The 21969-nt window shown below is 68.6% G+C and carries 16 protein-coding genes; 5 read left to right on the top strand and 11 right to left on the bottom strand.

Annotated elements, in window-relative coordinates; translation table 11 throughout:
* The first annotated feature begins 219 nt into the window (after positions 1-219).
* On the top strand, positions 220-1623 hold the full coding sequence (locus QFW80_RS13535) for a sensor histidine kinase (protein WP_280602503.1): 1404 nt from the start codon (positions 220-222) through the stop codon (positions 1621-1623).
* Here QFW80_RS13535 and QFW80_RS13530 read toward each other — a convergent pair.
* From QFW80_RS13530 to QFW80_RS13515, 4 genes are all read right to left on the bottom strand, one after another.
* Positions 1620-2333 carry a response regulator transcription factor gene (locus QFW80_RS13530; RefSeq protein WP_280602502.1) on the bottom strand — a complete coding sequence of 238 codons (714 nt, stop codon included), beginning with the start codon at positions 2331-2333 and terminating at the stop codon, positions 1620-1622. The genes QFW80_RS13535 and QFW80_RS13530 overlap by 4 nt on opposite strands.
* Before the next feature lie 196 nt (positions 2334-2529).
* The gene (locus QFW80_RS13525; protein WP_280602501.1) at positions 2530-3816 is read right to left on the bottom strand and encodes a S41 family peptidase; all 1287 of its coding nucleotides are present in this window, start codon (positions 3814-3816) and stop codon (positions 2530-2532) included.
* 167 nt (positions 3817-3983) lie between these two features.
* Positions 3984-5399, bottom strand: a complete 1416-nt coding sequence (locus QFW80_RS13520) for an outer membrane protein assembly factor BamB family protein (protein WP_280602500.1) — start codon at positions 5397-5399, stop codon at positions 3984-3986.
* A gap of 251 nt (positions 5400-5650) precedes the next feature.
* Positions 5651-7252 carry an MFS transporter gene (locus QFW80_RS13515; RefSeq protein WP_280602499.1) on the bottom strand — a complete coding sequence of 534 codons (1602 nt, stop codon included), beginning with the start codon at positions 7250-7252 and terminating at the stop codon, positions 5651-5653.
* Here QFW80_RS13515 and QFW80_RS13510 point away from each other — a divergent pair.
* The gene (locus QFW80_RS13510; RefSeq protein ID WP_331488504.1) at positions 7158-7586 is read left to right on the top strand and encodes a TetR/AcrR family transcriptional regulator C-terminal domain-containing protein; all 429 of its coding nucleotides are present in this window, start codon (positions 7158-7160) and stop codon (positions 7584-7586) included. The two genes, QFW80_RS13515 and QFW80_RS13510, sit on opposite strands and share 95 nt — an antisense overlap.
* A gap of 93 nt (positions 7587-7679) precedes the next feature.
* Here QFW80_RS13510 and QFW80_RS13505 read toward each other — a convergent pair whose 3' ends face one another.
* From QFW80_RS13505 to ahr, 4 genes are all read right to left on the bottom strand, one after another.
* Positions 7680-8492, bottom strand: coding sequence for a class I SAM-dependent methyltransferase (locus QFW80_RS13505; RefSeq protein ID WP_280602497.1), 813 nt, complete (start codon positions 8490-8492; stop codon positions 7680-7682).
* Complete coding sequence (locus QFW80_RS13500; RefSeq protein ID WP_280602496.1) at positions 8489-8923, bottom strand: nuclear transport factor 2 family protein; 435 nt, start codon at positions 8921-8923, stop codon at positions 8489-8491. Before QFW80_RS13500 ends, QFW80_RS13505 begins: the two co-directional genes overlap by 4 nt.
* Before the next feature lie 105 nt (positions 8924-9028).
* Complete coding sequence (locus QFW80_RS13495; protein WP_280602495.1) at positions 9029-9829, bottom strand: AraC family transcriptional regulator; 801 nt, start codon at positions 9827-9829, stop codon at positions 9029-9031.
* Between the two features lie 102 nt (positions 9830-9931).
* Positions 9932-10948, bottom strand: a complete 1017-nt coding sequence (gene ahr / locus QFW80_RS13490) for an NADPH-dependent aldehyde reductase Ahr (protein ID WP_280602494.1) — start codon at positions 10946-10948, stop codon at positions 9932-9934.
* A 209-nt stretch (positions 10949-11157) separates the two neighbouring features.
* On the opposite strand from ahr, the gene QFW80_RS13485 reads away from it, so the two are divergent.
* A complete protein-coding gene (locus QFW80_RS13485) occupies positions 11158-13131 on the top strand; it encodes a M61 family metallopeptidase (RefSeq protein ID WP_280602493.1) in 1974 nt (657 codons plus the stop codon).
* 249 nt (positions 13132-13380) lie between these two features.
* On the opposite strand, the gene QFW80_RS13480 is transcribed toward QFW80_RS13485, so the two are convergent.
* A complete protein-coding gene (locus QFW80_RS13480; protein ID WP_280602492.1) occupies positions 13381-14859 on the bottom strand; it encodes a serine hydrolase domain-containing protein in 1479 nt (492 codons plus the stop codon).
* 381 nt (positions 14860-15240) lie between these two features.
* Between QFW80_RS13480 and QFW80_RS13475 the strand changes: the two genes are divergently transcribed.
* Positions 15241-15654 (top strand): hypothetical protein, encoded by a 414-nt coding sequence (locus tag QFW80_RS13475; RefSeq protein WP_280602491.1) that lies wholly within the window; start codon positions 15241-15243, stop codon positions 15652-15654.
* Positions 15655-15782: 128 nt separating this feature from the next.
* Here QFW80_RS13475 and QFW80_RS13470 read toward each other — a convergent pair whose 3' ends face one another.
* Positions 15783-16403, bottom strand: coding sequence for a YoaK family protein (locus tag QFW80_RS13470; RefSeq protein WP_425603592.1), 621 nt, complete (start codon positions 16401-16403; stop codon positions 15783-15785).
* Positions 16404-16780: 377 nt separating this feature from the next.
* Here QFW80_RS13470 and QFW80_RS13465 point away from each other — a divergent pair, with 377 nt between their 5' ends.
* Complete coding sequence (locus tag QFW80_RS13465; protein WP_280602489.1) at positions 16781-19177, top strand: DUF4062 domain-containing protein; 2397 nt, start codon at positions 16781-16783, stop codon at positions 19175-19177.
* 79 nt (positions 19178-19256) lie between these two features.
* Here QFW80_RS13465 and aceE read toward each other — a convergent pair whose 3' ends face one another.
* Positions 19257-21947, bottom strand: coding sequence for a pyruvate dehydrogenase (acetyl-transferring), homodimeric type (gene aceE, locus QFW80_RS13460; RefSeq protein WP_280602488.1), 2691 nt, complete (start codon positions 21945-21947; stop codon positions 19257-19259).
* Positions 21948-21969: the final 22 nt, after the last annotated feature.

Genomic DNA, 21969 nt, shown 5'->3' with positions numbered 1-21969 from the left:
GGAGGCCGCCGTGCGGCAGTGCGCTGGAATCCCCTGATCCGTGCTCCGGGCGCGCGTCGGCGAGTCGACTCACGACGGCCCCGACCGGAGTGCGCGCACTGTAGGAACGCGCCCGCAGTGCATCAATCGCGTTTCGCTCACGCACACTCACCGGGCGTGAGTTACTTGCCGCGCGTTTTCGGGGATCATCCCGGGCGACCCCACAGGAAACCGAATCCCATGGCATCGAGCAGGTTCACGCACTGGCTGCAGGTGCCGCGCATCGCCGATCCGGTCGATCGCCGCAACGCACCGATGCTGCAGCTGGTCCTGCTCGCGCTCGGCACCCTGCCTCCGGCACTGTGGCTCTACCGGATCTTCGGCACCCAGATCCCGTGGCGCGCGGGCGAGACCGTGAGTCTTTCAGCCAGCCTGCTGATCAGCGCCATCGCGCTGTGGTCGGTGGTGCTGATCCGGCGCGGGCGCTTCCAGTGGGCGATCCGCCAGCTGATGGTGCTGGTGGCGGTGATCCTGGTGGCCTCGTACGCGCTCAGCGGCCTGGGCGCGCACATCTTCGAGATGCCGGTGCAGGTGATGTGGCTGTTCATCGCCGGCATGATGATCGGGCGCAAGGCGCTGTGGGCCATGTATGGCGCGATCGCGCTCGCCCTGCTGCTGGGCGCGACCCACGACACGGTCAAGGGAATCGAGGAAGCGCGCCATACCTTCGGCGATGCGGTGATCCGCTGCGTGATGTTCCTGCTGATCGCGCTGGTGATCGACCGCAGCGTCGCCGCGCTGCGCGAAAGCCTGAAAGAGGCGCTGGCGCATGGCGAGGAACTCGAACGCGCCAACCTCCAGTTGCGCGATGAGATCGGCGCCCGCGAGCGCGCGCAGGCGCTGCTGCTGCATGCGCAGAAGATGGAGGCGGTGGGACGCATGGCCAGCGGGCTGGCGCACGACTTCGGCCACCTGCTCACCCTGGTCAACGGCCACGCCTACAACGCGCTGCATGCCGGTTCGGACGCAGAGCGGCACGAGGCGCTGGATGGCGTGCGCGCGGCCGCCACCCGCGCCACCGCGCACGTCCGCAAGCTGATGCACTTCTCGCGCCGGGATCCCGCCCTGGCCGAGACCTTCGACGCCGCCGAGGTGATCGCCGGCATCGGTCCGATGCTGCGCCAGACGCTGGGCGCACGCATCCGGCTGGACCTGCAGCTGCCGACCACGCCCGTGCCGGTGCGCTTCGATCGTGAGCAGCTGGTGCTGGTGTTGCTGAACCTGGCGGCCAATGCCGCCGATGCGCTGCCTGATGGCGGGCAGGTCACGGTGTCGCTGCGGACGGCGGCGAACGGCGCGGTGGAGATCGTCGTCGTCGACGACGGGCCCGGCGTGCCCGAAGCACTGCGCGAGCGGATCTTCGAACCGTTCTTCACCACCAAACCCGAAGACCGCGGCACCGGCCTGGGCCTGGCGGTCGCGCGCGACCTGGTCGAAGCGGCCGGCGGCCGGCTGACGCTCGGGCCTGCCGATGCCGGGGCGGCGTTCCTGCTGCACCTGCCGCCGGCCGCGCAGCCGGCGGGCCAGGCTCCTGCCGCAGACGACGCGGACGACGACGAGACGGCTGCGCTCGCGACCCGCTAGCGCTCCAGCACGTAGCCCAGGCCCCGCACCGCCTTCAGCGGGAGGGGTTCGCCCGCGGCCTCTTCGCATTTGCGCCGCAGTCGATACACCAGCATCTCCAGCCGATGCGGATCGAAGCCGTCGATGTCCCCGGTCAGCTCACGGATCAGCGTCTCGCGCGTGACCGGCTGGTTGGGCCGCGCGGCCAGTACACCCATGATCTGGCGCTCGGCGTGGTTGAGCCCCACCGAGGCGCCCGAGGGTGTGCGCAGCGACCAGCCCTGGCGATCGAGATGCCATCCGCCATCGGCAGCGTCCGCGGTGGCGTCGATGCCCGCGATGCGCCGATGCACGTTGCGCACCGTCTGCACCACTTCCTCCATTTCGAGCGGCTTGACCAGGTACGCGTCCACGCCCGCCTTCAGCCCGCGCAGGCGATCGGCACCGCGGCCGTGGCCGGTGCACAGCACGATGCCGAGATGGGGCGACAGCTGCCGCAGGTGGCGGGCGATGTCCACGCCGTCGTCATCGGGCAGCCCGATGTCGAGCAGGACCATGTCGAACGGCGCGCCGGCCCAGAGGCGGTAGAACTGCAGCGCGGTCTCGACGCCCACCGCATCGAAGCCGGCCCGGCACAGCGCGGGCACCAGCAGCTTCTCGCGCAGCTCCGCGTCGTCTTCGACCACCGCGATCCGCCGCCCGCCGGCGGGCATGTCCGGATGGCCCGGCATCAGGCCGCCTGCGCAGTGGCGCGATGTGTGCGTTGGACACGCCCGCTGACTCGTCCCATCCACCATCCCTTGCCGTGGCTCGGCAGCGTCCGCCGAGCCGTCGCGGCCATCATACCCATGCCCCGCAGCCCGCAAACCTCTCGCTGGCCCGAGGCAGGGCGCGAGCGGGCTTCACCTTCGCCCGCCCGCGGGGGCGTCACCTGCGCATCGGGGAAGGGTTCGCCCCGGTGTCGGCCGGGCCGTCGCTGCGCGGATGCCGCGCCAGCTGGCCATTGGCCCACAGCAGTTCGACCGCACGCATCTGGCCGCCTTCGCGGTCGAAGCGGACGCGGCGCGCGGGATCGCCTTCGACGAAGAACAGCGCATCGTCCAGCGGGCGCAGCTGCAGCGGCGGGCGGCGGCCCTGGCGCAGCTGCAGCCCGGTGTCGACGGCCTCCACGCGCACCGCGCCATAGTCGCCCGCGTAGGCAGCCAGGCGCTCGGGCGGCACCGCGACGGCGGTCGCGTCCAGTGCCTCCAGCGCCCAGCGCGCGTCGTCGCCCGCACCCTGCGCGACCAGCGCCTGCAGCGCCAGGCGCGTGGCGGCGTCCAGTGCACCCGCGCTCTCGATGGAGACATCGGGCTGGACACCGCGGCCTTCCCAGTTGTCGCCGGTGATGGGATTGACCGGCGAGCCGTTGGCGACGAACACGCTGAAGCCTTCGCCCACCAGATACGGCCGCCCCGGGTTGGCGGCACCGGCCGTGACCTCGCCCACCACCGTCGCGCGGCCGGCCTGCTGCAGGGTGTAGGCGAAGGCCTCGGCCGCCGAGCCGGTGCGGCCACTGACCAGCACGTACAGCGGCAGCGCAGGGCGCGGCGACGCGTAGGCCTGCACCGGGGCCTCGGAGTCGGTGCCGCCGCGCGAATGGAAGGTGTTGTAGATGTCGCGCCCCGGCGCCACGAACGCGCTGGCCAGGTAGCCGACCATCGCCGGCGAGCCGCCGCCGTTGTCGCGCAGGTCGATCACCAGCGCGTCCACGTGCGCCAGCAGCTGCAGCGCGGCATCGATGGCGCGGCGCGCGGGCGCATCGGCCTGGTCGGGCTCGATATCGGCGAACAGGCGCAGGTCGAGGTAGCCGACATTGCCCGGCAAGACCTGCACCTGGCGAATGCCGAAGTTGCCGCGCGCCGCGTCGAACGGCGGGCGCGGCCTGGGCGCGGCGCCCTCGCCTTCCTGCCAGCGCACGTTGAAGTGACCGTCGTGCGGCTTCAGCGCGCTGGTGAGCGCCGATGCGAGTTCCTGCGGGTGGGTGATTGCATCGAACTCGCCACGCGCGGCGGCGCTGCGCAGCCCGGCGGCGATCGACGCGGCCCGCGCCGGATCGAAATACTCGCGTTCGATGGTGTCGGCCACCTGCGCACTCACGGCACGCGGTTCGGCGGCCAGGACGACGGCGGGCAGCCACAGGAGGGCGGCGAAACACAGCAGGACACGTCGCATCGGGGTTCCCGGAGCAAAGACTGGTCTGAGCAGGGATGCACGGGGCGCGGGGAACGTCGCAGCGACGAGTCCCCATACCGATTCACGCGCCGACGAACGGCACGTTCGCGCCCCTCCCCGCCGGCAAGCAAGCCTTTGCGGACAGGCCTCCGGGTTGCCTCCCACCTTTATCTGAGGCGCCGCAAGCCCCGACCGCCCGTCGCCCGGCCATTCAGACTGATCGCGATCAGCCGCCCGGTCGACCTTTCGGTGGTTTCCACGATGTACAACGTGCCACCGCCCGAGATGGCCAGCTTGCCCGGCACGGGGTACGACCAGACCAGTCGTTTGGTTCTCAGGCTGAGCGCATGAACCGCGCGGTCGGTGCTTACAAAGACGAGGTTGGCGGTCACCACCACGTTGTGTTGAAAAGCCACGTCCTCGGGGCCCGGGACCCAGGACCACAGTACCTGCCCGGTCGCCTCGTCGATCGCATCGAACGACTTCGGGGTGTTGGATCCGGCGTAGATCACGCCTTTCGCTCGCGCCGGCTGGGTCGCGTAGGTCCGGGAGCTGCGCCAGCGTATGCGATTCCGTGCGAGTGAAAAATTGACGAGGTGTCGCGCCTCGAAGCTGTTGTAGGCGCCACCGCTGAGCGCCGTGACACTGTCCGCATAGCCCACCACGGGCGCGCCGTTGTACGTGCCGGCGGCACCCGGGCTCTGGGGGTCGGGAATCACCCCGATGGGCGCACCACTTAAGGCGTCGAACGCGTGCAGGTTCGAGCCGTCGTACTGGAAGACGCGGCCGTCATGAACCGCCGGCGTCGACATGTCGACCCCCCATCTGGTCGGGCTGGTCCACGCGAGGTCGCCCCCCACCGCATCGAAGGCGTAGACCTGATCGTTCATATAGCCGCTGGCCACGAAGACACGTCCGCCCTCCACCGTCGGCGCCAGCAGCCGCGGCCATTGCGAATAGAAACTGTTCTGGATGATCGGGGTTCCATCCTCCACCCCGAAACCCCAGAGGAACGTTTGCTCATGCCCCGTGGTGGTGACATAGACAGCACCGTTCTTCACCGCAGGTGGATTCAGCGCCGGGTAGTTCTGGAACACCTGCTCCCACACCAACGCACCGTCGGCCTCACGCAGCACGCGGATGGCCGGGTTGCCGTGGTACTCCTCGTCGGAGATCGCGACCAGCCCGGGCGCGGTGGCCACGGCATTGATTCCGCCGAGCACGCTGCCATCCTCGGGGCGCTCCCAGGTCCAGATCTCCCGGAAGCGACCGGGATGGAAGCTCGCCGGCACGTAGCCGGTGTGCCGGGCATCGCGCTGGAAGGTTTCCCACTCGCCCAATGCGCTTTCGTCAGGGACTGCATTCGCCGGCGCCGAAACACCAGCCGGTTGCCGCAGTACGGGCGGTGGTGACTGCGCGGCGCTGACCGGCCCCTTGCGATAAGCCGGAGCCGGCTGCGGCGCCACCTGCACATCGCCCTGAGACGGTCCGTCGGGCGCGACCCGCAGCGGCCCGGACACCACCATCCACGCACCGATCGACAGCGCCGCCAGCCAGGCGACGACGATGTGCCAGAACTTCATGCTTCCTTCTCCCTGGAACAGCAGCCGCAAATGTCCCGCGCCCACGGATGGGCCCCCAGGGCCGGCGCCCGTCACCCCTGCCGCGCCCTGGGCGGATAGTAGCGCCTCCGGACCGGCGCGCAATGTGCTGAGCGGCCATCGAATGACGCGCTCCTCCGCGGGCGCCCTGGCAGCGGCGCGCCCTGTCAGACGCGCACCATCAGCCGGCCCATTTCAATCAGTACGGGCGGGATTGCGCGCTCCCCGCACCCCTACCCCGCCAGCGCCGTCTCGATCTCCTCCAGCCGCCGCCCGCGCGTTTCGATGCCGTGGCGCAGCAGCATCCAGCCCGACAGCGCCATCGGCAGCGCGATCAGCAGCGCCGACCAGGCGAAGTGGTCGAAGAAGCCGACCACGCCCAGCCCGGCGCCGAGGATCCCGCCGGCCTTCGAACTGGCCGCGACCACGCCCGAGCCGGTGCCGCGCAGGCGCACCGGGTAGATCTCGGCCGCGTACGGGATCAGCATCGCGATCACCCCGCTCACGCTCACCAGCAGCGCCACCGTCGCCGCCACCACCGCCGTCGGGGCGCGTACCTCGGCAAAACCCATGGTCGCGAAGGCGAGCAGCGACAGCGTGGTGGCCGCGATGAACAGCACCAGCGCGCGCACGCTGCTCCAGCGGTGGTAGAGCCAGATCACCACGGCGATGCCCGGCAGCGCCAGCAACGCAGAACGCGCCAGCACCGCGCTCGCGCCCGCGGCGTCCACGCCCAGTTCCACCAGGTTGGTCGGCAGCCACAGCAGGAAGCCGAAGTTCGCCAACCCCCACGCCACGCCGCACACCAGCAGGCCGGAGGTGATCGGCCGGTGGCGCCCGTGCATCAGCGCGCGCAGGCCGCTGACCGGATGCGATTCCTCGATCACCGGCGCGCCGGGATGCGCGGCATCGTCCACCTCCACCGCGTCGCGCCGCTGGCCCGCGAACCGCCGCAGCACCGCGCGCGCCGCATCATCCAGGCCGGCGTTGGACAGGAACCGCGGCGATTCGGGAATCCAGCGGTTGAGCACGATGATCACCGCGCCGGTGGGCAGCCCCAGCAGCCACAGCACGCGCCAGCTGAACATCGGTTCCAGCCACGCCGCCGCGCCCGCGGCCAGCAGGTAGCCGGCCGAGGTGCCGATGCCGCCCAGCGCCACCAGCAGCCAGCCGCGGTGCGCGGCCGGCACGGTCTCGGCCATCAGGGTGAAGGTGATCGGGAGCAGGCCGCCGGCGGACGCGCCCATCAGGAAGCACATCGCCAGGTTCCACTCGAAGGTCGGCATCGCGCCGCAGATCGCGGTGCCCATGAACATCAACGCCGAGAGCAGGATCGCCGCGCGCCGGCCGGCGATGTCGGCGATGCGGCCCCACACGATCGAGCCCACGGTGGTGCCGGTGAGCGCGAACAGCGCCAGCAGGCTCGCGCGCGAGGTGCCGATGTCGTATTCGGCGCGCATGCCGGGCATCACGAAGCCGAGCGTGGCCGGCTTCATCACGTCCACCGCCAGCGCCACGATCAGCACGATCACGAGCGTGGCGTGGGCACGGTTGAGCGGAACGCCATCGGCGACATGGAAATGCAGGTGCGCGCCCGGCGCCGCGGCGGCGCCACCGGGCAGCCGCGGCAGCATCCCGAAGGCCGACAGCGCCAGCCCGACGGGGATCGCCGCCATGCCCAGCCACATCTCCGTGGTCATCGGCATGCCCACCATCTGCCAGTGCGTGTGCTGCCCCATCATGAACATCGGCGCGTGCGCGAACACCCCGCCCACCAGCAGCGCGCAGCCGAACCAGAACACGAGGGGGTGGCGGAAGGACAGGCCGTTGGTCATGCGGGATGCGCCGGGGGCAAAGCGGCGAAGTGTGCGGCAACGCGGGGCCATTTGCATCGCGCGCCATCCCCACCGCCGGCCAGGCCGGTCGCGGCCGCTCACCGCCCTGCTCGGCGCGCGCGAACACGCCATGGGCGCCTGGATCCGCGCCGCCGCCGCCGACGGCCGCCTGCGCACGCCCGACCCCGCCTTCGCCACCCAGCAGCTCGAATCGCTGATCAAGGGCGCCGCGTTCTGGCCGCAGGTGGCGATGGGCCAGCCGCCGCTGGACGAGGCGAAGGAGGTGGCGGTGGCGGAGTCGGCGGTGGAGATGTTCCTCGGCTACTACGGCTGAGGCGCAGCCGGCGATCATTCGGACGCTGCTCCGACGCGGCACCGGACTCCCTGCCCGGCGCCGGTGTCCGGACATCCGCCTCCAACATGCGCACTACCGGACGGCCACCGCCTTGAAGAAGGTGTAGCAGAACGCACCGTCGCGCTCCGCGCTGCGATGCAGCGCCGCGATGCCTGCATCGAAGCGCGACGGCTCGATCATCCGCGCCTGCAGCGCGGCATCGCGCGCCGCCGCCACCATCGCCGCGAACGTGCGCCGGGTGAAGGCGTCGGCGAGCGCCGGGGTCGCTCCGTCTGCGTGCACGCAGCGTGGCGCCGTGCGCACCCGGTCGAATCCCGCCTGCTGCAACAGTCCGGTCAGGCGACGGCCGATCATCGGGTCGCCGCCGGCGCGACGCTGCAGCTCGACCAGGCACGCGATGGCATCGCGCGCCGCGGCATCGTCCGGGTGGAAGAACGCGGATCCGTGGTCGCCTTCGATGACGGTGATCGTGCCGCCCGGTCGCAGCAGGCGCCGGAGTGCAGCCAGCGCCCGCAGCGGATCGGCCAGGTGCTCGAGGACGAAGCACACGAACACATGGTCGAAACTGCCTTCGGCCATCGGCAGGTCGTGGATGTCCCCCTGCATCACGCGGACGTTCGCGCAGCCCGCAGCTTCCAGGCGTCGTCGCGTTTCGGCGACCGAGTCGGGCGACACGTCCACCGCCACGAAGCGGGCCCCGGGGCTGTTGCGCGCCAGCACCACGGTCTGCGCGCCCACGCCGCATCCCGCCTCCAGCACCAGGCTGCCCGCCGGATAGGCGGTGTCCGCATGCAGCAACGCTTCCAGCGCACCGGCCTGGTCGCGCAGGCGGATGCTCTCGGCCGCGTCGTAGCCATGCACGTAGGGCTGCGGGGCGACGCTCATGGCGATGCCACCTGCGGCAGGCGTTCGACGTAGACGATGTTGACGATGCGTCCGTCCTCGACTTCGTAGACGGTCAGTTCGTCGACCGTCTCGCCGGACGCCAGGCCGGTGACCCGGTCGTGCACCGCCACCTTGTCGCCGACGGCGATCAGCTGGACCACGTCGACGCGCAGGTCGGGGTTCTGCGCGAACGAGCGTTCGTAGACGCGGCGGTTGTGGGCCAGGCCCTCCGAGGCGAGCTCTCCCGGGAACCGGTACTTGCGGATCTGCGGGTGGTAGAGCGCGAGGAATTCCTCCAGCGCGTTGCGGCTGGCGGCATCGGCGTAGGCGCGGACCACCGCTTCGGGTGGGGGTGCGGGTGCGGCTGGCGTCGCCGCGGTGCAGGTGGCCGACAGCGCCAGCGCAGCGAGGCACGACAAGTCAGGTTTCATGAGCGGCTCCGATCGGTTGGGGCCCGTCGACCGGATGGCGACGGGGGCCCAAGCATCGCGACGCCAGCCGCGCGCGGTCTTGAACGAAATTGCGGCGCGTCGCGCTCAGGCGGTCGCGGTCGCGTACGCGCCCGGCGAGATGCCGTACTTGCGCACGAAGACGCGGGTCATGTGGCTCTGGTCGGCGAAGCCGCTGGCCAGCGCGACCTCGGACAGCGGCTGGCCGCCGGCGATCAGGCGCCGGGCCAGGTCGATCCGGCGCTGCACCAGGTAGGCATGCGGCGTGAGTCCGGTGGCCTGCGCGAACGCCCGCAGCAGCCGGAACCGGTCCAGGCCGCTGGCTTGCGACAAGGCCGCAAGCGTCACCGGCGAGGCCGGATCGTCGTCGATCAGCGCCTTCGCCCGCGCCAGCGCATGGGGCACCCCGGGCGTGCGGGTGCGCCGGCCTCCGTCGCGCAGCGCCGCCAGCAGTTCGAGCAGCCGTCCTTCCGATGCCAGCGGCGCGACCGGATCGTCCGAGGTCATGGCCGCGAACAGCCTGCCGAACGCGGCCGCCATGCGGACATCGCCAACGACGGGACGCTCGAACTCGTAGGTGCCCGCCGCTCCCAGCGTACGCGCCGCCTCGGCCACGCAGGCCACGTCGAGATACAGCATCCGCCAGGACCGCCCCGCCTGCTCGATGGGCGTGCCGTCGTGCACCTCGCCGGGATTGACGGTGATCACGTCACCGCGTGCGGCCTCAACCTGGCCACGGCCGCTGCGCGATGTCTGCGCGCCGCGGTCGATCACGCCGATCCCGAACTGCTCGTGGGTGTGGCGCGCGAACGCCTGCGCGGACTCGGCAAGCACCGGGAGCACCCCGGGCGCGTGGCTGCGGATGATGGTGAACCGGCCCCGGGCCATGGCGTCGCGAAGTGAATGCGTCCGCTCGCATCGTGGGCCGCGGTGGAGTCCGCCGCAAGTGCGGGGATGCGCAGGCCGCCGCGGTTCGCACCGCGGCCGCGATCAGAAATCCGCGTCCAGCACGATCCGGTATCGGGCCTTGCCGGCGCGCAGGTGGTCCAGCGCGTCGTTGACCCGGCGCATCGGGAAGTGCTCGGTCTGCGGCGCCACGCCGTGGCGGGCGGCGAAGCCGAGCATCGTGTCGATCGCGCCGCGCGAGCCGGTGGGCGAACCCGACAGCGCCTTCTGCCCCGAGATCAGCGAGAACGCCGGCACCGCGATCGGCTCCAGCGGCACGCCCACCACGTGCAGCCGCCCCTTGCGCGCCAGCGCCGCGACCAGGCCGGGCCAGTCCAGCGTCGCGTTCACCGTGTCGATGATCAGGTCGAAGCTGCCGGCCAGCTGCTTCAGCGCCGCGGCATCGCCGGTGGTGACCACGCGGTGCGCGCCGAACGCGCGCGCCTCCTCTTCCTTCGAGGCGCTGGTGGTGAACGCGGTGACCTCGCAGCCCCAGGCGCGGCAGAACTTCAGCGCCATGTGGCCCAGCCCGCCGATGCCGACCACGCCGACCCGCGCGGTGGGCGCGATGCCCAGCTCGCGCAGCGGCGCGAACACGGTGATGCCGCCGCACAGCAGCGGGCCGGACTCGGCCGCTTCCAGGTCTTCGGGCAGCGGCGCCACCCACACCCAGTGCGCGCGCACCTTCTCGGCGAAGGCGCCATGCCGCCCGGCGATGGTCGCCTGCACCTCGGGGCACAGGTGCTGGTCGCCGGCCAGGCAGGCGGCGCAGTGCAGGCAACTGCGCGCGTTCCAGCCCAGGCCCACGCGCTGGCCCAGCGCCACGCCCCGGGCGTGTTCGCCCAGCCCCGTCACCCGCCCCACCGCCTCGTGGCCGGGCACGAACGGATAGGCGGTGAAGCCCCACTCGTTGTCCAGCATCGACAGGTCGGAATGACAGAGGCCGCAGTGCTCGACCGTGATCTCGACCTCGTCGGCGCCCAGCGGGCCGGGGTCGTACTCGAAGGGTTCCAGCGGGGCGCCCGCTTTGGGGGCGGCCCAGGCGCGGTAGGAGGTGGTCATCGTGGGATCCTCGGGTGGGACGAGTCGGCACAATACGCCGCCGGCGTGTCGCCGGTAACGACGGCCCCCGGCGCCGATATTGCACCTCGCATGTCGGCTGCGACGAAGATCCGGTTCGATCGAAGCGAAGCTGGCCCCATGTCGCTGCCATTGGGCCAGGCTGTCGGCGTCGACTGCACCTCCGCCCTCCCCCTTTGAGAAACGCCTCCATGCAATCTCGCCTGCACCCCTGCGCTGCAGCTCCATCGACCCGCGCCAGGCCTGCGGGCCGGTGGCGCCCGCACGCCGCGCTGGCCGTGGCGCTGGCCACCGCCGCCGTGGCGTTGCCTTCCGGCCCGGGATACGCATCCGGCCAGCCGGTGCAGGTCCTGCAGGCGCCCGCCGTCCCGGCCCCGGTCGACCAGGCGTTTGCGGGCAACATCGAACTGGACGTGCAGGCCACCGATGTGGCGCGCAGGCTCTTTACGGTGCGCGTGCGCATGCCGGTCCAGCAGGCCGGTGCGCTCACGCTGCTGTATCCGCGCTGGGACACCGGCAGCCATGGACCGAGCCTGACCGTCACCGACCTCGCCGGCCTCGTCGTTTCGGCCGACGGCCAGCCCCTGGCCTGGCAGCGGCATCCGCTGGAGCCGCATGCCTTCCGCGTGGACGTGCCCGCCGGCGCGCGGACGATCGAGGCGCGCTACCAGATCATCGGCGATGCCAACGTCCTGGCCAGGGACGTGGTCGTCGTCCCCTGGCATCGGCTGGTGCTGTATCCGGCCGGCTGGTACGCCCGCAACCTGGTGGTGACGCCGCAGCTCACCCTGCCGGCAGGGCTGGCGCCGGTGTCGTCGCTGCAGGTCGCGGCCACCGGGGATGCCAGCGTCCGCTTCGCCCCGGTCACGCTGGAAACCCTGCTCGATTCGCCCGTGTACGGCGCGCGCCATGCCAGGCGCATCGCCCTCGACTTTCCCGGGGACGCCCCGGTCGCACTCAACCTGATCGCCGGGAGCGACGATGTGCTGGACGTGCCCGCCGAGCCGCTGGCCGCCCTTCAGCGCATGGGCGCGCAGGCGGCGTCCGTGTTCGGTGCACCTCCCTTCGATCGCTACGAATTCCTGGCCCGGCTCGAGAACGATGCGGCCACCGGCGGCATCGAGCACCGGCGATCCGGCGAGATCTCGCTGCCCTCGCACTACTTCAGCGCATGGGACAGCCAGATCATCGGGCGCGACATCATCGCGCACGAGCTCGTCCACGCCTGGAACGGCCTCTACCGCGTGCCCGCCGACCAGTGGGCGCCCACGCCCAACACGCCGCAGGGCACCAGCCTGCTGTGGATGTACGAAGGCCAGACCGAATTCTGGGGACGCGTGTTGGCCGCGCGCGCCGGGCTGCGCAGCCATCAGGAAACGCTCGACCAGCTGGCGCTGGACGCGGCCGAAGTGGCCAACCGCCCGGGTCGCGCCTGGCGCAACCTGGCCGACGACGTGCGCTACCCGGCCTTCATGCTCCGCCAGGCCGTCCCGTGGCGCGACTGGCAGCGGCGCAAGGATTACTACGTCGAAGGCGTGATGCTGTGGCTGGCCGTCGATGCCACGCTGCGCGAGCGCAGCGCGGGCCGGAAGGGACTGGATGATTTCGCCCGCCACTTCTTCGCGGGCGCCAGCGATGGGGCGCCGGCCCGCACCTATACGTTCGAGGCGATATGCGAAGCGTTGGAAGCCACCGTTCCGCACGACTGGGCCGGCGAACTGTCCGCATGGGTACAGGGCCACCAGGAGGTCGACACGACCGCGGGCCTGCGACGCCATGGCTGGCAACTGGTGTACAGCGACACACCGACACAGGCCTTCCTCCAGCAGCAGGAGGAGTCCGGTGTCACCGACCTGTCCTACTCGCTGGGGCTCGCGGTCAGCGACAACGGCCTCGTCCGCGCGGTCGCGTGGCAGGGGCCGGCCTTCGAGGCTGGCCTGGCCCCGCGCGACAGGGTCGTGGCCGTGCAGGGCGCGCCCTTCGACAGTGCGGCATTGGTGGAAGCGGTACGCAACGCGGCGCAATCGCCGGTGCGGCTGACCATCGAGCACGACGGCGAGCGCGTGGAGCAAACCATCGCGTACCGCGGCACCCTGCGCTATCCCCGCCTGGCGCGGGTCGAGGGCACGACGGACACGCTGACGTCGCTGTTGCAACCGCGGTAGGCACGGTCCGATGGCGGCGAGTGAGATGCGAGAACGCGGCGCGCGCGTGGTCTGCCGGAAGGCAAGCCTCCCGCCGCGTCGTGCAGGCCAATTCCCTCCGTACCCTTTGATGGTCCGGTCGCGCCGGGCACCACGACGCCCGATGGCGACGTCATGGAATCCGACCGGCCGGTTCCTTTCCGGCAGCGCGCGAACCGTTGCGAATCGCGCTGGCAACATCGTGCGTCCGGCCCGTCCAGGCGATGCGGCTCAGTCGGTCGAGGCGCCCTGCAGCGGCATGCGCAGCGCGTAGAAGTCGACCAGCCGGTCGACCACGCGCGGGTCGCGGTTGGCCAGGCCGATGATCACCACGCCCAGCCCGGGATAGATGCGCAGGTCGCCGTTCATGCCGGGCGCGCCGCCACCGTGGCCGAACACGCGCTGGCCGTCGTGTTCGCGCACCTGGAAGCCGTAGCCGTACCACGGGGTCTGCCCGCGGGTGGCCTCGGCCAGCAGTCCCGGCGACAGCAGCGTGCCGTCCTGCAGCGCGTGCGCGAACTTCAGCAGGTCTCCGGCCGTGCTGTAGCCGCCGCCGGCGGCCGTGCCGCGCCAGGGCAGCGTGTCGGCGGCATCCACCAGCGTGCCGTCGCGGCGGGTGTAGGCCACCGCGCGCCCGGGCACATCCACGGCCTCGGGCAGCGAACCGCTGTCGCGCATCCGCGCCGGCCCGTACACGTGCGCGTCGACGTAGTCGTAGTACGACTGCCCGCTCGCGCGCTCGATGATCGCGCCCAGCAGCACGAAGCCGTAGTTCGAATAGCGCTGTTCCGCGCCGGGCGCGTGGTCGGTCCCCCGCGCGCCGTACAGGCGCAGGTAGTCGTCGTGCGAGCGGAGCGACAGGCGCTGCGCGTCGAAGTCGGGACCGAAGATGTCGCCGGTGCCGCCGCTGTGGGTGAGCAGCTGGCGGATCGTGGCCGCGCCGACCTCCGCGTTCGGATAACCCGGCAGCGCCTCGCCCACGGTGTCGTCGAGCGACAGCCTGCCCTGCTGCACCAGCTGCAGCACGGCCACTGCGGTGATCATCTTGTTCATCGAGCCCAGGCGGAACTTCGTGTCCAGCGAGACGGGCGTGTTCGCGGCGCGATCGGCCAGCCCCCAGCCGCGTTGCAGCAGCACCTCGTCGCCCCTGGCCACCAGCAGCACGCCGGAGAACGCGTCGCTCGCCGCCTGCGCATCGGCGCGCGCGACCAGCGCATCGAGCGCATCGCGCTGCGACAGACGCGCGACGCGCAGGTCGGCCGGCGGGTCGATGGCCTGCACCGCGACGCGCGCGTGGCCGGCCGGCGTGATCGTCGCGATGGCGCGCGCGACGGTATCGCCGTCGCGCTCGCGCAGCAGCGCGTGCGCCTCGCCCGGCGGCGCCGGCTCGCGCCGGAGCAGCACGAAGCCGCCAGTGTCGCCGCGGAAGCCCAGTTGGCGGTCGATGTCCATCTCCGGGTTCCAGCGCCTGGCGTAGGCCTCGAGCGACGCGCGATCGCCGGCGTTGAACGCGGCCAGCCAGGCGTCGGTGGCCTGGCGGGCCGGGCTGGTGGCGGCCTCGGGGGAATCGGGATCGACGGACGCGGGCGGCTGGCCGGCCTGCGCGGAGCGTTCGGGCGCGGCGGCGGTGGCGGGCGGCGCCGCGGGCGCGTGGGCGCTCACCAAGGCGGACAGGCAGGCGGCGAGCAGGAGCAGGCGGGAGCGGGTCATGGCGTGGATCCGGAATGGAGTCGCCCATCGGGATGCGGCCGGGGTTTGAGCGGTTGCAGTCAGGGCGACGAAAGAGGTCTCGGCGGCCGTGGCAGCACCGGACCGACACCCCAAGCCGCCAGCAGGACGGTTCTACCCCGCCGCCGACCCTGGGCGGGCAGCACCTTGATCGACACCCTATCCTTCAGGCATCCGGCGCCCTTATGGCCCGGACCCGAGACCCGGTAGAGAAGTCGACTCTGACCCCTGTGTTGCTGCCCGGAGCAGGCATCGCCGCGAACAGGTGCCCAAGTGCAATGCGCCACTCGCGCGTGTTGCCTGGGGCATCCATTCGGGCGATGCTGCGCGCCACTCAAGGGGAGGTGCAGTGCAATGAGGGGAATGAAGGCGTTGTCCGTGGTCGCGATCGCTCTGGGCCTGGCCGCCTGCGCGAGCGGGGGCGGAAGTCCGTCCGAGCCCGCCAAGCGTGGACGCGAGGTCAAGTCGATCGATGGATCCTTCAGTGGCGAGGTGGTGGGCGAGCCCGCGCCGGGTGCGAAGTTCGCCGAACTCAGGATCGGCATGAGCAGCGGCCAGGTGCAGGAGGTCATGGACCGCGTCCCGGACCGCCAGCACACCTACGAGTCGGGCAAGCGCTGGATCCCGTTCTACTACGGCAACGACGCGCGCCGCATGCAGGTGCTCTACCGCGGCGAGGGCTGCCTGATCTTCACCGACGGCAACATCTGGGGCGGCGCGGGTGGCGACCTGGTCCAGATCGAACACGACCCGAGCGGAGCGTGCTACCAGCCGTGACGCGGCGCGGCGCCTGACGCGTCAGCGCACGCAGCCGACATTCGACGGCACAGCCGCCAAGGGTGCGGGGCGGGACAAAACCGCCCCCGCATCGATGCAAAGCGATGCCGCCGCGAACGGCGTCGACCTCACCGTCGGCGCATCCACGACGCGTACGCCACGTAGCCGATGGCCACCGCAGCCGTGAGCACGGCCGGCACCAGCAGCGCGCGCTCGGCAATCGCGTCGAACAGGAGCGCGCCCGCAAGCCCGCCCGCGAAGAATCCGAAGATGATCAAGGCGCACAGCGCGATGCGCTTGCGGTCCGCCGGCGCACCACGCAGCAGGTGGCCGATGCCGATGCCCAGGTCCGTGAACATGCCGGAGACGTGGGTGGTGCGAACGACGGCACCGCTGTAGGTGGAGGCCATCGCGTTCTGCAGCCCGCAGGCGAACGCCGCCATGAGCGTGGCGAGTGCGGCCGATCGCGACAGCACGATCACGGCGCCGAACAGCATCGCCGACTCCAACGCCAGCGCCACGCCGTAGTGGCGGCCGAGCACCAGCGAGTCCCCCTGCACGATCATGCCGCTCAGCACCGCCCCGCCCAGGAAGGCCGCCAGCACGCTGGCGAAGTGCGCGGCACGGGAGAGATCCGCATCCGCCAGCGCGGCGCTCAGCAGGGTGGTGTTGCCGGTCAGGTGCGTCAGCGCCTGGTGATCCAGGCCCAGGATGCCGACCACGTTGACGATCCCGGCGATGAAGGCCATCGCCCACGCGCCGCCCCAGACCCACGGCGGCAGCCGGGAGATCACGCCGCGGCTCCCGGCGCGATTCCAGCCGGCGTCGGGCACGCGTGCGAGCGCGAGCGTGCCGCCGCGCTCCCGGAGCGACGCCTGCACGCCCCCGCGGCGAGGCCGACGCGCCGGCCGGCGTAGGCCGGCGGCTTCGATGGGCCATGGCCGTCTCGTCGTCTCACCGCCGGAATTGTAATCGCCAAGGTCGCGGGCTACGCAGATCGGGGAGGGCGGGCGCGGAGAAAGTCGAGTCTGACCCCTGTTTCGCATTCTCAAACGCCTAGATTGCTCGCAACACCACTTCCCGTGGAGAATGAAGCCATACCCCTAATGTCCATAGAGTCAGAATAATGGTAGGCGCCAAGAGGCTTATTAGGATCTTCCTCGCATCCCCTGGAGATCTCGCAGAAGAGAGGAAACTAGCGCGAAGCGTTGTTGAGGAAGTCAACTCACTAGTCGGCGATGTCTACGAATGCCGCGTCGAACTAGTCGGCTGGGAAGACACTGTCTCAGTCTTCGGCAGACCTCAGGCGACAATCAATCGGGATCTAGAAAGATGTGACTTCTTCATCGGCATGATATGGAAGCGGTGGGGCACCCCGCCGGACACTGAAGGACATTACTCATCTGGATTCGAGGAGGAATTTAGAAGGTCGGTCGAACGGAGGACATCTACCGGCTCGCCCGAAATAAGCCTCTTCTTCAAAGAGGTAAGCCCAGAAATCCTGGCCGACCCAGGACCCGAGCTTAGGAAAGTCCTGGACTTCAAATCAGAGCTCATCGGTGGAAAGTCTGTTCTATTTGAACAGTTTTCCTCAACTTCTGACTTCGAACGTCGAATTCGCAGATGTGTGTTCAAGTATTTGGAATCTACGCGCCAAGAACTTGCCGACCCCGGAAAAAGCGACCAATCGTCATCGGATATCACATCGTCCGATGATTCAAGACCTTTGCTCCTCTCAGCGGAAGGCACCTCATTCCTTCGAGACTTGGTTGGCCGAACCGAAGATCACTCAATAGACTCGGTCGACATAGCGAGATTTCGACTTCTATCCAGCATTTCCGGCCTCCATGGAAACGATGAGTCGCTCTTAGGCACGCACGACGCCAATCTGATGTTTCTTCATAGAGACAGACTATCGCTTGGTACAGATGAGATAATTGGTTTGATAAGTTGCGGCCTGGCCAACATCGCTTCTGAGAATGTGCCTCTTTGGCATTGGATATCTCCAAATATCTCTAAGCTGTGGCGACTCACGCTGACCGGGCCTTCCCCTCAGAAAGCTGGCGCGCTCCGCGCAATGCTCTTAGTCGGGGAGAAATTACCGGATACACCAAACTTAGAGCGAAGCCTCATTCTCCGCGAGTGGCTCTCCGAAGAACGAGAGATACTCGAACGCGTGGCGGCGCTAGAGTATCTCGTCGAGCATGGTGAAACACAGGATCTCCCGATAATTAGACTTGAAATCGAGAGCAACCATAGCCAAACCTCTCGCGTCGCTTTGGACTCCTATATAAGGACATCACTGAAATCGAGCAGAAATGATGCGTTGGACGCGATTTGCGAACTCCAGCCTAGCGCTGTCTCCGATCAAATTCTGAATGATATTTTTTCAGTCGGTCACGACCTCAACACGGCGACACTGCAACTTGCACTTCAGGCCAAGCACTCAAACACTCGTTTGCTAGCGGCACAAGAGCTGATCAAACGGGATGAGTTCCCCACTGAGCTTGCAGAGGCCTACCTCAATGATGACGATCGTAAAGTAAGGCTCGTAGTCATCGATCTTCTTTCAAGCCGCGGACAAATTTTCTCCGAAGCGAGAGCGCGCGCGCTACTTGTGGAGAAGAAGACGGGCCTGCTGTTAGGCCAAGAGGATGATTCACTTTGGAGGAAACACCGCCGACAAACGCTTATTGCTAGTGAGAGCAATGCGTTAGCTGCATTACGCGAGCAGGAGTCGATCTTTGAGATTGATATCCTCCTCGCTCAAGCCGCGAAGGCAAGAGCGAGAGGCAAGGCGACACTGAGGGGATTGATTGAGAACCAGTTTTATGATCACTTCGATCGAAAACTCGAATCAATGGAACGATCTGGATTCCCAGCTGACACCCTCACTCAGACGCGTGCACTGCGCGATTTCTTGACCGATCGATTCACTCGGGCGGCCCTCAATCTATTAGGAGAAATTGGCGACGCCTCAGATCTTCCCACAGTTCGGCTGATATTGAGTCGAGGGAAATTACCGTATTCTGCTAGCGACACGGAACTACTTAGAAAGCACGGAGAATGGAAAGACATCGAACTCCTGATATCGTCAGAGTCTCGGCGTCAGTCACCCTTCTTGACCATCGACATACATCAGGAAGATCGATTACACCTTGCCGAAACGCTAGTCGCCCTAGGTAAGCATAGGTTACGCGAGCTACTGGAAATGCCTATGCCTGGATACTTGCTTGCCGATGTGATCGTTTGTTCTCCTGAAGTCGCATTCTCAGAACTCAGCTCCAAGACTATCCTGACTTTATTCGATCACGAGTCAGAGACTGTAAGAAGGTTTGGCGCAATAAAGTTTGCTAAATCAAACTCGAAGAGAGTGGTCCGAAAAATGCTGAACGCATACACCGCAGGCCAGACATATTTTTATAACGTTTCACACTGGCTTGACTTTTCCTGCTCTCTGCCCGCGCCTCAAGGCAAGAAAGCGCTAGGCCGACTGCTAAAAGAGCGGAGACAGAGTAACTAGATCCGGGCTGCAACTCATTAATCTCAACAGGCAAAGGGTGGCTCGAGAGCCGCCTTTGCTTTATCTAAAACCCGCGACTTCAAACCCCCAACGGATTCGGCTTCTCCTGATCCAGCTTGTACAGCTTGATCGCCCGGGCCGCATCCTTCGCCGTCATCTTGCCGTCCTTCGCCAGCGCGTCGATCGCGGCATGCGCGATGTAATACCTATCGACTTCGAAGTGCCGCCGCAGGTTGGCGCGGGTGTCGCTGCGGCCGAAGCCGTCGGTGCCCAGCACGGTGTAGGTGCGGGGGATGAAGGCGCGGATCTGGTCGGTGAAGTTGCGCACGTAGTCGGTGGCGGCGATCACCGGGCCGGCGGGGCGGGACTCGATGCACTCGGTGACATAGGCCTTGCGCGGCTTGTCCTCGGGGTGCAGGCGGTTCCAGCGCTCGGCGTCGTAGCCGTCGCGGCGCAGTTCGGTGAAGCTGGGGCAGCTCCACACGTCCGCCACCACGCCGAAGTCCTTGTCCAGCAGCTCGGCCGCGGCGATGGCTTCGCGCAAGATCGTGCCGCTGCCCATCAGCTGCACGCGCAGCTCGCCCTTCTTGGCCTTGCCGGCGTCCTTGAGCAGGTACATGCCCTTGATGACGCCGTCGGCCGCGCCCTCGGGCAGCGCCGGGTGGCTGTAGTTCTCGTTCATCAGGGTCAGGTAGTAGTACTCGTCCACCTGCTCCTCGATCATGCGCTTCATGCCGTGCTGCAGGATCACCGCCACCTCGCCCGCGAAGGTGGGGTCGTAGCTGCGGCAGTTGGGGATCGCGCCGGACAGCAGGTGGCTGTGGCCGTCCTCGTGCTGCAGGCCCTCGCCGTTGAGCGTGGTGCGGCCGGCGGTGCCGCCGAGCAGGAAGCCGCGCGCGCGCATGTCGGCCGCCTGCCAGGCGGCGTCGCCCACGCGCTGGAAGCCGAACATCGAGTAGTAGATGTAGAACGGCAGCAGCTGCAGGTTGTTGGTGGAGTAGCTGGTGGCCGCGGCCATCCACGAGGCGAACGCGCCGGCCTCGGTGATGCCTTCCTGCAGCACCTGGCCGGTGGTGTCCTCGCGGTAGTACATCAGCTGGTCGCGGTCCACCGGCTTGTACTTCTGTCCGGCCGGGGCGTAGATGCCGATCTGACGGAACAGGCCTTCCATGCCGAAGGTGCGCGCCTCGTCGCAGACGATCGGCACCGCGCGCGGGCCCACCTGCTTGTCGCGCAGGATGATGTTGAGCGACTGCACGAAGGCCATGGTGGTGGACATCTCGCGCTCGCCGGTGTCCTTCATCAGGCGCTCGAACACCTCGAGCTTCGGGGCCACCAGCGACTCGTCGGCCTTGCGCCGGCGCTGCGGCAGGAAGCCGCCGAGCGACTTGCGGCGCTCGAGCAGGTACTGCACTTCCTCGGACTTCTCGCCCGGGTGGTAGAAGGGGATGTTGCCGTCCTTGAGCTGCTCGTCGTCGACCGGGATCTTGAAGCGGTCGCGGAACGCGCGCACCGCGGCGTCGTCGAGCTTCTTGGTGTTGTGGGTGGGGTTGAGCGCCTCGCCCGCGCTGCCCAGGCCGTAACCCTTCACCGTCTTGGCCAGGATCACCGTGGGCTGGCCCTTGGTCTGCATGGCGTTGGTGTAGGCCGCGTACACCTTGTGCGGATCGTGGCCGCCGCGGTTGAGTCGCCAGATGTCGTCGTCGGACAGGTTGGCCACCATGGCCGCGGTTTCTTCGTACTTGCCGAAGAAGTTCTCGCGCGTGTAGGCGCCGCCGAAGGCCTTGCAGTTCTGGTACTCGCCGTCGACGGTCTCCATCATCAGCTTGCGCAGCATGCCCTGGTGGTCCTTGGCCAGCAGCGGGTCCCAGTAGCTGCCCCAGATGGTCTTGACCACGTTCCAGCCGGCGCCGCGGAACTGGCTCTCCAGCTCCTGGATGATCTTGCCGTTGCCGCGCACCGGGCCGTCCAGGCGCTGCAGGTTGCAGTTGACCACGAACACCAGGTTGTCCAGGCCCTCGCGCCCGGCGATCGACAGCGCGCCCAGGCTTTCGGGCTCGTCGGTCTCGCCGTCGCCGAGGAAGCACCACACCTTGCGGTCGGACTTCGGGCTAAGGCCGCGCGACTCGAGGTACTTCCAGTTGCGCGCCTGGTAGATGGCGGCGATCGGCCCGAGGCCCATCGACACCGTGGGCACCTGCCAGAAATCGGGCATCAGCCACGGGTGCGGGTAGGACGAGATGCCGCGGCCGTCGACTTCCATGCGGAAGTGGTCGATCTGCGATTCGCTGATGCGGCCTTCCAGGAACGCGCGGGCGTAGATGCCGGGCGAGCTGTGGCCCTGGGTGGCGATGAGGTCGCCCGGGTGGTCGCCGTCGGGGCCGCGGAAGAAGTGGTTGAAGCCCACGTCGTACAGGGTGGCGCTGGAGGCGAAGCTGGCGATGTGGCCGCCCAGGTCACCGGGCTTGCGGTTGGCGCGCACCACCATGGCCATCGCGTTCCAGCGGATGATCGAGCGGATCTTCCACTCCAGCGTCTGGTCGCCGGGCATCTTCGGCTCGAGGTGGGCCGGGATGGTGTTGATGTATTCGGTGGTGGGGGCGAACGGAAGGTGGGCGCCGGCGCGGCGGGTCAGCTCCACCATGTCCTGCAGCAGGTGGTGCGCGCGCTCGGGGCCGCTGTGGTCGATGACCGCCTTGAGCGATTCGATCCACTCCCGGGTCTCGGTGGGATCGGGGTCGTTCTGCAGCACGTCGTTCAACCAGTTCATCGCTTGCTCCGCCGCGGCCCGC

This window comes from Luteimonas rhizosphaericola, from assembly GCF_029888045.1.
In the GTDB taxonomy this organism is placed as follows: domain Bacteria; phylum Pseudomonadota; class Gammaproteobacteria; order Xanthomonadales; family Xanthomonadaceae; genus Luteimonas; species Luteimonas rhizosphaericola.
This window is presented reverse-complemented; position numbering and strand designations above follow the sequence as displayed.